10 protein-coding genes are annotated in these 11,316 nt (G+C 62.5%); 3 read left to right on the top strand and 7 right to left on the bottom strand.

What is annotated here, in order from left to right; genetic code table 11:
- Positions 1 to 3: 3 nt before the first annotated feature.
- The gene (locus ACW9UO_RS16865) at positions 4 to 246 is read right to left on the bottom strand and encodes a twin-arginine translocase TatA/TatE family subunit (RefSeq protein ID WP_457086924.1); all 243 of its coding nucleotides are present in this window, start codon (positions 244 to 246) and stop codon (positions 4 to 6) included.
- A gap of 199 nt (positions 247 to 445) precedes the next feature.
- Between ACW9UO_RS16865 and ACW9UO_RS16860 the strand changes: the two genes are divergently transcribed.
- A complete protein-coding gene (locus tag ACW9UO_RS16860; protein WP_457086923.1) occupies positions 446 to 1,096 on the top strand; it encodes a helix-turn-helix transcriptional regulator in 651 nt (216 codons plus the stop codon).
- 21 nt (positions 1,097 to 1,117) lie between these two features.
- On the opposite strand, the gene ACW9UO_RS16855 is transcribed toward ACW9UO_RS16860, so the two are convergent.
- The 5 genes from ACW9UO_RS16855 to ACW9UO_RS16835 all read right to left on the bottom strand — a co-directional run bounded on the left by ACW9UO_RS16855 (position 1,118) and on the right by ACW9UO_RS16835 (position 8,017).
- Positions 1,118 to 3,292: a DEAD/DEAH box helicase gene (locus tag ACW9UO_RS16855; RefSeq protein WP_457086922.1), complete on the bottom strand. Its 2,175-nt coding sequence runs from the start codon at positions 3,290 to 3,292 to the stop codon at positions 1,118 to 1,120.
- 179 nt (positions 3,293 to 3,471) lie between these two features.
- The gene (locus ACW9UO_RS16850; protein ID WP_457086921.1) at positions 3,472 to 4,563 is read right to left on the bottom strand and encodes an ABC transporter ATP-binding protein; all 1,092 of its coding nucleotides are present in this window, start codon (positions 4,561 to 4,563) and stop codon (positions 3,472 to 3,474) included.
- 78 nt (positions 4,564 to 4,641) lie between these two features.
- Positions 4,642 to 6,015: a sodium:proline symporter gene (locus ACW9UO_RS16845; RefSeq protein ID WP_457086920.1), complete on the bottom strand. Its 1,374-nt coding sequence runs from the start codon at positions 6,013 to 6,015 to the stop codon at positions 4,642 to 4,644.
- A gap of 104 nt (positions 6,016 to 6,119) precedes the next feature.
- Entirely contained in the window at positions 6,120 to 7,241 is a 1,122-nt protein-coding gene (locus ACW9UO_RS16840; protein ID WP_457086919.1) for a hypothetical protein, read from the bottom strand.
- On the bottom strand, positions 7,238 to 8,017 hold the full coding sequence (locus ACW9UO_RS16835) for an SDR family oxidoreductase (protein WP_457086918.1): 780 nt from the start codon (positions 8,015 to 8,017) through the stop codon (positions 7,238 to 7,240). Before ACW9UO_RS16835 ends, ACW9UO_RS16840 begins: the two co-directional genes overlap by 4 nt.
- 183 nt (positions 8,018 to 8,200) lie before the next feature.
- On the opposite strand from ACW9UO_RS16835, the gene ACW9UO_RS16830 reads away from it, so the two are divergent.
- Positions 8,201 to 9,193, top strand: a complete 993-nt coding sequence (locus ACW9UO_RS16830) for a Hint domain-containing protein (protein WP_457086917.1) — start codon at positions 8,201 to 8,203, stop codon at positions 9,191 to 9,193.
- Between the two features lie 102 nt (positions 9,194 to 9,295).
- Here ACW9UO_RS16830 and ACW9UO_RS16825 read toward each other — a convergent pair whose 3' ends face one another.
- Positions 9,296 to 9,547 (bottom strand): DUF7218 family protein, encoded by a 252-nt coding sequence (locus ACW9UO_RS16825; protein ID WP_457086916.1) that lies wholly within the window; start codon positions 9,545 to 9,547, stop codon positions 9,296 to 9,298.
- An 81-nt stretch (positions 9,548 to 9,628) separates the two neighbouring features.
- On the opposite strand from ACW9UO_RS16825, the gene ACW9UO_RS16820 reads away from it, so the two are divergent.
- Positions 9,629 to 11,236, top strand: a complete 1,608-nt coding sequence (locus ACW9UO_RS16820) for a peptide chain release factor 3 (RefSeq protein ID WP_457088682.1) — start codon at positions 9,629 to 9,631, stop codon at positions 11,234 to 11,236.
- Positions 11,237 to 11,316 lie beyond the last annotated feature (80 nt).

Below are 11,316 nucleotides of genomic sequence, written 5' to 3'. Positions count from 1 at the left end.
GGCTTAAACCTTGTCTTTTTCGTCAACCGGGGTGACGTCTTTGGCGGTGTCGCCGGTCTTGTCGTTGATCTCGCCGGTGTCGGCGGTCTCGTCCGCCTCTTCCGAGCCGTCCTTGACGCCGCGTTTGAACGCCGTGATGCCTTTGCCCACTTCGCCCATCAGCGACGAAATTTTGCCGCGCCCGAAAAGCACCAGCACCACAACGGCAATCAGAAGAAGGCCGGGAAGGCCGATATTGTTCAGCATGGGGTCTCTCCACCTATCGCATCCGCACCCAGCGGCGCGGCTTCTTGATGTCTGTCATAAAGCCTTCCCCGCCCCCCTGAAAGCGCCAATGCACCCGGTTTCACCCCAATTTGCGCGCGATTGTAAAAGCATTTTGACAGTATCTTGTCAGGTGACAGGATACTGTCAGTATTGTGCAAAACTATGGAGCGAATCAGCGATGAAACGGGCGGACCGGCTGTATCGATTGATGGAGTTGCTAAAGGACGGGTCGCTGCACCGGGCCGAGGATCTCGCGCGGGGCCTGGGCGTCTCGGTGCGCACGATCTATCGGGACATGGACACGCTGATCGACAGCGGCGTTCCGGTGATGGGCGAGCGGGGGTTGGGCTATTCGGCGCAGGCCGCGATAACCTTGCCGCCGATCAACCTCACGGATGAGGAGCTGGAGGCGCTGCACCTTGGCCTTGCCGTGGTCGGCCAATCTGGCGAGCCCGAGATGGCCGAGGCCGCGCTTAGCCTTGCCGCCAAGATTGATGCGCTTTTGCCCGAGGACCATGCTGCCCCGGCGCAGTTCAGCTTTGCCGCCTACCCGTTTGAGGACGCCGCGCGCGGCTTTCGCCACATGCCCGCCTTTCGCGCCGCCGTGCGCGCCCGCCAGAAGCTGCGGATCACCCTTGCGGATGGCGCGCGCCATGTGCTGCGGCCGTTGGAGCTGCGGTATTGGGGGCGGATCTGGGCTTGCGTCGGCTGGAGCGAAACCACGGGTGATTTCGCCGCCTTCCGCATCGATCAGATCGAAACGCTTAGCCCCGTGCCCGGTCTCTTTGTCGAAGAGCCGGGCAAGAGGTTACAGGATTATCAAGCCTAATCCAGCCGTTAGCCTAACGGTTTATGGCTTACGGCGCGGCGGCTGGCTGCCACCTTTTTTAAAGCCGGGCTTGCCGGATGGTTTGCCGCCGGGTTTCCCGCCAGGTTTGCCGGGGCGCCCCGGAGGCGAAAAGCGCTTGGACGGATCGCTGGCATTGCCGCGTGGGGCGGCAGGCTTGCCCTCACCCACTTTGCCGGCGAGCGTGCGGCCCTCGGCCGGTTTGCCCGCATAGGGTTTACCAGCGGAGGGTTTGCCCGCCGACGGTTTGCCTGCACCGAATTTGCCCGGTTTGCCGCCGCCATCACGCGGCTTCTTGTCAAAGCCCCGCGCGCCGTCAGATTTATAACCGTCACGCTTGGGCGCAGGTTTGTCGCCGGCCTCGCGGCGCGGTTTGGGCGCATCAAAGGCCTTCTCAGCGCCGCGTTTCTTGGCCGGGCCGTGGGTGTCGGGATCGACCGGTTTGCGTTCTTTGGCGACCGGACGCGGGGCGCGCGGGCCGTCATCGTCGCGGCGCGGCGGACGCGGGCGGTCATTGTCACGGCGCGGACCACGCGGGCCATCGCCATCGCGGCGCGGCGCGGATTTGCGCGGCCCACCGTCGTTATACGGCGCGCTGCGTTGTTGCGTCGGGGCCTCAGCCGGGCGCACTTTTACGCCCTCTTCCAACACATTATCCGCATCCAGCTTGGCCATCAGGCCCGGTGCGGCGGCTTCGGTCACTTCAACGAAGGTCTCGTTTTGCTGCACCCGGATCGCGCCGATCGAGTCTTTGTCCATCCCGCCTGCGCGGCACAACAGCGGCAAAATCCAGCGCGGCTCGGCACGGTCATCACGGCCGACCGACAGGGCCACCCAAGTGCTCGGGCCAAAGGGTTTGCGCTCTGTGCGCTCGGGGCGCGTATCGGGATCAGACAACTCTTCGGGCGCAGAATTGCGCGCGCGGTAGAGCCGCAGATAGGCCGCTGCAATCGCCTCAGGCGCGTGCAGGGCCAACAGACGCGCGGAGAATTCCGCCTCGTCCGGGGTGATTTCCTGGCCCCAAGTCTCGTCCGCCAACAGCCGCTCTTCGTCCTTGCGCAGGATGTCATCGGCGCTTGGCGCAGCGATCCATTCGGCCTTGACCTTGGCCATACCCAACAGGCGCTCGGCCTTTTTGCGCACCTTCGGCGGTACGATCAGCGCCGAAATCCCCTTGCGACCAGCGCGGCCAGTACGACCCGACCGGTGCAGCAGGTTTTCAAAGTTCGATGGCAGTTCGGCGTGAATCACCAGCTCGAGATTGGGCAGATCGATGCCGCGCGCGGCAACATCCGTCGCCACACACACCCGCGCACGCCCGTCGCGCATCGCTTGGAGCGCGTGGGTCCGTTCGGTCTGGCTCAGCTCACCCGAGAGACACACAACCGAGAAACCCCGGTTGGCGAAACGGGCGGTCAGCCGGTTTACCGTGGCGCGCGTATTGGCGAACACGATGGCGTTTTGTGCATCGTGAAAGCGCAGCACGTTAATGATGGCGTTTTCGGCATCTTGTTGCGCCACGCGCAACGCCTGATAGCTGATGTCGGCGTGCTGGCCCTTTTCGGCCAGCGTCGTCACCCGCACCGCATCGCGTTGATAATTTTGCGCCAATTTGACGATCATCGCCGGCACCGTGGCCGAGAACATCAGCGTGCGGCGCTCAGCAGGCGCCTCGCCCAGCATGAATTCAAGGTCTTCGCGGAAGCCGAGATCAAGCATTTCGTCAGCTTCGTCCAACACCACCGCGCGCAGCGATGTCATGTCGAGCGATCCGCGCTGGATATGGTCGCGCAGGCGGCCCGGCGTGCCGACAACAATATGTGCGCCGCGATCAAGCGTGCGGCGTTCGTCACGCATATCCATGCCCCCCACACAGGAGGCGACGCGCGCACCGGTCTTGCCGTAGAGCCACTCCAATTCGCGCGTCACCTGAAAGGCAAGCTCGCGCGTCGGGGCAACAACCAGCGCCAAAGGTGCTGCGGCGGGGCCAAAGCGGCCATCGTCTTCGAGAATGCTGGGGCCGATGGCGAGGCCAAAGCCCACCGTCTTGCCCGAACCGGTCTGGGCCGAAACCAACAGGTCGGCCGTGTGCAGGTCTGGATCGGTGACTGCCGTCTGCACCGGGGTCAACGTGTCATAGCCACGCTCGGCAAGCGCATCGGACAGTGTCTGGATCATGTGGAAACCGTTCTGAGTGTCGGGCGGCAGGATGCCAGCCCATCTGCCCGCGAGGACAGGTTGCAAAGAGGTTCGCCTAACGCATCGCGTCCGGAATGTACACGGCGAATTTCGCAACGCGCAATGTGTCGCAGGGGTAGGTTCGTTTTGAACGCTTCGACACGGCTAGCGCAGGCCAGTCATCCAATGCGCGGAAAGACAAAGCAGCGGTCGCGCCGGATGGACAGCCAAAGCGGCGTGCCGGGCTTGGGCAAAAACACGTTCGGCACCGTCGCCTTAAGCATCGATCCGTCGTGATCCATGCGAAACTCGACAAGGCTTTCCTTGCCCATAAAGCGCGCGCGTTCGACCACGCCGCGCGCCGCAACACCGCGTTCGGCGGTCGGGCGCGGGCCTTGCCCGGCGCGATCAAAGTCGATGCCCACGTGCTGGGGCCGGAATACGATGTCTACTTGCGCGCCATCTGGCAGGCCGGGCGTCAGGAAATCGCCAAAGGGTAAATCGACCAAGGCGCCGTGCACGTCGCCCTCGATCACATTGGTATCGCTGAAGAAAGCCACAGCCGCCTTATCTTTGGGCGCGCGGTAGATGTTATAGGGTGCGCCCTGCTGCACGATCTTGCCGTTGCGCATCAGCGCGATTTCATCGGCCATGCGCATCGCCTCTTCCGGCTCATGCGTGACCAAAAGAACGGCGGTGTCCTCTTCTTTCAGCACGGCCAAAGTCTCGTCGCGGATGCCATCGCGCAGGCGGTTGTCCAGCCCGGAAAACGGCTCGTCCATCAGCATGATCTTGGGCTGCGGGGCCAGGGCGCGGGCCAGGGCCACCCGCTGTTGCTCGCCGCCCGAAAGCTCATGCGGATAGCTGTCGACAAAGCGCTCCATCCCGACCTTGGCCAGCATTTCCAAAGCGCGCGCGCGGGCCGCCGCGCCTTTTTCCTTAAGCCCGAACGCCACGTTGCGCCCCACCGTCAGATGCGGAAACAGCGCGAAATCCTGAAACATCAGCCCAATCGAGCGCTGTTCGGGCGGCACCCGAAACACCGTGTCGCAGATCAGCTCACCATCAACATAGATCTCGCCCGCGTCCTGCATATCGACCCCGGCGATCATCCGCAGCGTGGTGGATTTGCCGCAGCCCGAGGGGCCAAGCAGACAGGTCACCTGCCCCGGCTGGATCTGCAAGCTGACATCATCAACCACCCGCCGCCCGTCGAAGTCACGGACGAGATTGCGAATTTCCAGACGTGGCGGGGCGGTGACGGGGGGCAATGCGGCCTCTTGCGGTGTTTCCGATCAAAACAATCGGCTTTCGCGCCAGATAGCAACCCCCTGCCCGGCGTGCAAGGCTCAGCCTGCGCGCCGTTTTGCCCCGGCCAGGACCGCAACAAAGCCAACCGCCAGCACCGCGATGCAAATCGCAAGCAGTTGTTCGTACTTGTGACCCTCGGGGAGCAGCGCCACGGCCCAACCGGTGTCGCGCGCGAAGTACACAACTGCCCCGGCCATCGCCGCCACGAAACTGACGAGATAGGCCCAAAGCGCGATCTCACGCTTGGTCAACAGCCCAACCACCAGCACCGGCGTCAGGAACATGCTCGCCGTTCCGCTGACGGCGACCGCGTCAAACAGGCTCTGGTTGCCCCAAAACGTGAGCGCGCCGCCCATCGCCATAAACGCCACCATCGCCGCGCGCCCGCCGGCAATAGTGCGCGGCGCGAGGCGCAGTTCTTCGACCGCCAACCGCGCAGCGCTCGACAAGGCCGAATCCAGCGTGCTGAGCGCGCTGATCAGCAGCGAAATCATCAGTGCCCCAAACACCCAGCCGGGCAGCATCGTGGCCCAGGTACCGATCAATTCACCCTCGTATTCTGCCCCGATCAACGCCGCCTGAATACCGAAAAATCCGAACAATACGATGCAAATTGCCGAGATCCAGAAGGCATGCAGAAAGGCGCGCCGCGTGGTCGCCGGATCGGCGATAAAGCCGCGGTCCATCATCACAGGGTCATGCGCGGGATAGGAAAACACCTGTAGGAAGGCCACCAAAAGCAGCACCTGCCCGTTATACGCCCCGGCCGTGCCCGGCGCCGTCAGCACTGCACCCAGATCAAAGCCCGGCGCGGTGACAAGCGCCACGACAGCCAGCCCGAAAACCACCAGAAATACCGCCATTTGCAACACATCGGTGCGCAGCGCCGCGCTCAGCCCGCCCCATGCGCTATAGGCCAGCCCGATCAGCGCCACCGCGATCATCGCGCCTTCGCGGGCAAAGCCGGTTTCGGGCAAAAGCGCCGCAAAAATCAGCCCGACCACCAGCAAATTGGCAAAGACCTCTGACAAAAGCCGCAGCGCAATCACAAGGTTATAGCACGCCGCACCGGTCGCCCCGAAATTCTCTGACAGCCAGCCCTGAACCGAGGTCGCCCCCGCCCGACGCAGCCGCCCGACGATCAGCCCACCGGTGAGGAACGACCCGTAATAGGCGGTATAGGCCAGCGTGCCCCAGATGCCGTAGAAATAGCCCAAGATGGCGGCGTTCATCAGCGAACGGGCGAAAATCCACGTCGTCACCTGGCTCAGCACCAGCACCCAAAGGCCCGGCGCGGTGCCGTTTACACTCTGCCCCCCGAAAAACCCCTCGATGCTGGCGCGGCGCGGGGCCACGGCGAGGCTGGCAAGGACGATCAGGCCGAAAAGGCCAGCGAGGGCAAGGGATTGCATGAGCGGATTTCCTGTATGACCTTTCGGCCATAGCAGCAGATGCGCCCCCGCCCTAGCCGCATTTCACCCGCCTTACAGGAACGTGACCGGGCGCGAGCGGCGGCTCAATCCAAGAGTGTAAACCCGGCCTCGGCCACAACGCGCCCGTTGACCTGCACCCCGATTTTCTGCGCGCCGGGGAAGAGGCGAAAGGTGGTCGCGTCCCATTTCAACTTGTGGGCTTTGCGCAGGGTCAGCGGCTTGCCCGCCGCGATCTGCGCCTGTTTCAGTTTGAACACCTTGGGGGCCAAGCGCCCGTCAGATTTGCGAAACCAGATCACGTAATCGACCAGCACCGGCAAGGATTCAGGCGCGCTCAGGGTGACATCAAAGGTCAGGGGATCGCCTTTGGCAATCTGATCAGAGGCCAGCGACAGTGTCGCCGTGACAGGCGCATCGGCATGAAAGCCAAGCAACGCCAAAGCGCCGGGATGGCCCTGTTTGATCAGCGTGCGCAGGGCGTGGCGGGTGATCCAGTCCAGCTCTTTCGCGCCTTGCCGCCCCGCGTCGCGCCATGCTTCCAACCGCGAAACCACCACCTCTGGCGCGATTTTTGCAATGTCATTCAGATGGTTGGCAACAGACCGGGTGACATAGCGCGTCGGATCGGCGTGCAAATGGTCGAGCAGATCAAGCGGCACTAGCGGGTCCAGCGTGATCGCACGGGCCCACGGCAGCCGCGTTCGCGTGCCTTCGCTCACCAGCCTGCGCACATGGTAATTTTCGTCCCGCGCCCAAAGCGCCAGCCGCGTCAGCGTTTCGTCCGGCCAGCGGTTCAGAAACGGGCGGATGTAGAACTCCATCGAGAAGCGTCGCGTGGCGGCGTGCAAGAGATCAAGCGCCCGCTCGCGGTGCGCCTCTAGCCCATGCCGCACCGCAAGAATACCGGGTACCGCGTGGATGAAACGGCCGAAATCATCGTCGGATTTGCCAGCGTCCAAAGCCGGAGGCATGGCGGCGTAAAGCTGTGCGGCCATGGTGGGGAAATCGGCGGCAAGTTGCGCTTCGATCCCGTCGGCAATCGCTTCGAGCCGTTGCATCAGTTCGAGATCGGGCAGTTGCGGCAGGACGGCGTTCAAGAAGCGGTCGGCGTCGAACCCATCGACGCCCGCCGCAAATTCCCCGGCCAACTGGCCGAGGGACTCTGCGTTGAACAAATGATCGCGAAGCGAAAACGCTTCGGTCATAGGGTCGCGTTTACGCCGCCGCCATCAAGCAGAATGTTCTGCCCGACAATAAAGCCGGCGTGGTGCGAACACAGAAACGCGCAGGTGGCACCGAATTCGTCTGCCGTGCCATAGCGGCCCGCAGGGATCGAAGCAAACCGCTGGGTTCTGGCCTCGTCGATGCTGATCCCCTGCTGTTTCGAGACGCCCTCATCCAGCGATTTGGCACGGTCGGTGGCGTGGATGCCGGGCAACAGATTGTTGATCGTCACGCCACTGCCTGCGACCTGCCGCGAGGTGCCAGCGACAAACCCGGTCAGGCCGGCGCGCGCGGAATTTGACAGGCCCAATACCGGGATCGGCGCCTTGACCGACTGCGAGGTGATGTTGACCACCCGGCCCCAGCCCCGGTCCATCATCCCCGGCACCAGTGCCTGGATCATCGCGATCGGGCTCAGCATGTTGCTGTCGATCGCCTTGATGAAATCGTCGCGCGACCAGTCGCTCCACAGGCCCGGAGGCGGGCCACCGGCGTTGTTGACAAGGATATCCACGTCGCCCGCCGCAGCCAGCACCGCTGCGCGGCCTTCCTCAGAGGTGATGTCGGCGGCGACTGCCGTGACCTCAACGCCGTGTGCTTTGCGAATGGCCTCTGCCGTCGCCTCAAGCGCCTCGGCGCCGCGTGCGTTGATCACCAGATTGACGCCCGCCTCGGCCAGCGCCATCGCGCACCCGCGGCCAAGCCCCTTGGACGCCGCGCAGACCACCGCGCGCTTACCCGAAATTCCCAGATCCATGAGCTATCTCCCCGTTTTACTTTATGTCTGTTCAGGCCTACCTTAGGCCCATGCTTGGGCGCTGCCGGAATATTGCCTGATGCCGATCCCACTGGTGCCACATTCCGCGCCAATAGTAAGCCCCAAGTCGATGTAATTTCCCCGCGAAATGCGGGCTTTCGGAGTGAACGCATGGCGCGCGGCATGACGCAGACGCTTTCGGTGTACCAGGCCAACACCCTCAGGGTTGTTGACGGGGCGAACCTTGGCGATGATCTGGGCTGCGGCGAAGACCTTCAGCACGACGATGTGTATCACCTTGCTGAGCAGGCCTGTCATGCCGAATTGGCGATCCGTCAGACCGGGCCTCGGGTGTTGAACCTGTCGGAGGGCACGCATCTGGGCCGCGCCGGGCGCGATGTGCATATCGATTGCTGCATCACCTTCATGTGCAACGATGGCGATACGGTTGATCTGATCGTGATGGCCGAAGTGGACGAAGACGGCATGGTCGCCGGGGTCTTTGCCCTGCCGCTCGGGACATTGCGGCCCAAGACCGATTACCGGATCATTGGCATTGATTACAACGCCCCAGAGCGCCGCTTTGCAGAGGTGGCCTGTGTGTCGTTTACCCGTGGTACGATGATCACGATGGCAAGCGGTGCGCAAAAGCCGGTTGAGGATTTGGCGCAAGGCGACATGGTGCTGACGCGCGATGACGGGGCGCAACCGCTGCGCTGGATTGGGCAAACCACGGTGCGCGCCACCGGCGACGGCGCGCCGATCCGCATTCTTGCGGGCACGTTGAACAATGCGGATGACCTGCTTGTCAGCCCCGATCACCGGCTGTTTGTGTACCAGCGGCATGACCATATGGGTGCCGGGCGCTCTGAGATCCTCGTCAAGGCGCGGCATCTGATCAATGGCGACAGCGTGTGCCGCGTGGTGGGCGGCTTTGTCGATTACTTCCAATTGTTGTTCGACGATCACCAGATTATCTATGCCGAGGGCATCGCCGCCGAGACGCTGTTGGTTGACACCCGCACCCGCGCCGCGCTGCCGCAGGCGCTGGATGAGAAGCTTTCGCAGACTTTGCCGTCGCATGACAGCCGGTTGCGGCACGATTTCGAGTTGAGCGAAAGCTTGGCACGCCGGCCGGATGCTGCGGAGCTGTTGCGGCGGGCGTCGACGCGATAAGGGCGAAGTCTGTGCGGGGTTTTGATGGTGGAAAAGGAAGGGGCTCTGCCCCCGGCCTGCGGCCTCCCCCGAGGTATTTTTGAACAGAAGAACGAGGGGCGTTTAGTTGCGCAGGGCTTTGATCAGCTCGTTCTTGGTCATTGTGCTGCGGCCTTTGATGTCGAGTTCCTGTGCGCGGTCGTAGAGTTCGGTTTTCGCCCAGTCTTCATAGGGGTTTGCCTTGCCGCCCTTTTTTGACGGCTCTTGGTCCGGGTTGGCCTGGGCATTGGCGATCCGCGCGGATTTTTCCTTGGAATAGCCTTTGTCGCGTAGGGCCTGATAGGTGTCTTCGTCCTTGATGCTTGGGTTTGGCATGGTCTCTCCTTTCAAATGCTCGTTGCGGGTGACGATACGCGCCATATTGCGCAGCGCGGTGGCGCGCTCTATACGCGCGCCATGCTTGACGCCACGCCCAACCGCCCCGATCTGCCCCCGGAAATAGCCCGGCGGCGCACCTTTGCCATCATCTCGCACCCCGATGCGGGCAAAACGACGCTGACCGAGAAGTTTTTGCTTTACGGTGGCGCGATTCAGATGGCGGGACAGGTGCGCGCCAAAGGCGAGGCGCGGCGCACGCGGTCGGACTTTATGCAGATGGAAAAGGACCGCGGGATTTCCGTGTCCGCCTCGGCAATGTCGTTTGATTACAAGAACTTCAGGTTCAACCTTGTCGACACCCCCGGCCACTCGGATTTTTCCGAGGACACCTATCGCACACTGACGGCGGTGGATGCCGCTGTGATGGTGATTGATGGTGCGAAGGGTGTGGAAAGCCAGACGCAGAAGCTGTTTGAGGTCTGCCGGTTGCGCGACCTGCCGATCCTGACGTTTTGTAACAAGATGGACCGGGAAAGCCGCGAGACCTTTGAAATCATTGACGAGATCCAGGAGAATCTGGCGATTGACGTCACGCCGGCCAGTTGGCCGATTGGCGTTGGCCGCGATTTTATTGGCTGCTACGATCTGATCAATGACCGGCTTGAATTGATGGACCGGGCCGACCGCAACAAAGTGGCGAAGTCGGTCGAAATCAAGGGCCTCGACGATCCGCTTTTGAAACAGCATGTGCCGGCAGAATTGCTCGAATCCTTCCTTGAGGAGGTCGAGATGGCGCGCGAATTGCTGCCAAAACTCGACCCGCAGGCGGTGCTTGAAGGCCATATGACACCGATCTGGTTTGGCTCTGCGATCAACTCGTTCGGGGTGAAAGAGCTGATGGAGGGCATCGGCCAATACGGCCCGCAGCCCCAGCCACAGCGCGCCACGCCGAGGTATATTCTTCCTGAAGAAACAAAGGTTTCCGGCTTTGTCTTCAAGGTTCAGGCGAACATGGACCCCAAGCACCGAGACCGGGTTGCCTTTGTTCGGATGGCCAGCGGGCACTTCAAACGCGGCATGAAATTGACCCATGTGCGCACCAAGAAACCGATGGCCGTGTCGAACCCGGTGCTGTTTCTCGCCTCGGATCGCGAGCTGGCGGAAGAGGCTTGGGCCGGCGACATCATCGGCATCCCCAACCACGGTCAATTGCGCATCGGCGACACCCTGACCGAGGGCGAAGCGCTGCGCGTCAGCGGCATCCCCTCGTTCGCGCCGGAGCTTTTGCAATCGTGCCGCGCGGGCGATCCGATGAAAGCCAAGCACCTTGAGAAGGCGCTGATGCAATTTGCCGAAGAAGGCGCGGCGAAGGTGTTCAAACCTTCCTTCGGCTCGGGCTTTATTGTTGGGGTTGTTGGGGCGCTGCAATTTGAGGTGCTGGCCAGCCGGATCGAGCTTGAATATGGCCTGCCGGTACGGTTTGAGGCGTCGCAATTCAAATCGGCGCGCTGGGTGCATGGCGACAAGCTGGCGTTGGACAAGTTCATCAACGCCAACAAGCAGCATATCGCGCACGACAATGACGGCGATGTGGTTTATCTTACGCGTTTGCAGTGGGATATCGACCGGATTGAACGTGATTATCCGGATGTGAAACTGTCTTCGACCAAGGAAATGATGGTCTGATCTGACGGTCGCGCCCCGCCTTGGTGGCGCGACCGATCCACAGCACAAACCGCATTTCGACAGCTGCGCCGGGGGCAATT

It is taken from the genome of Marinovum sedimenti (genome assembly GCF_054052205.1).
The sequence above is the reverse complement of the archived record's forward strand: the minus strand, read 5'-3'. Positions and strand labels throughout refer to the sequence as shown.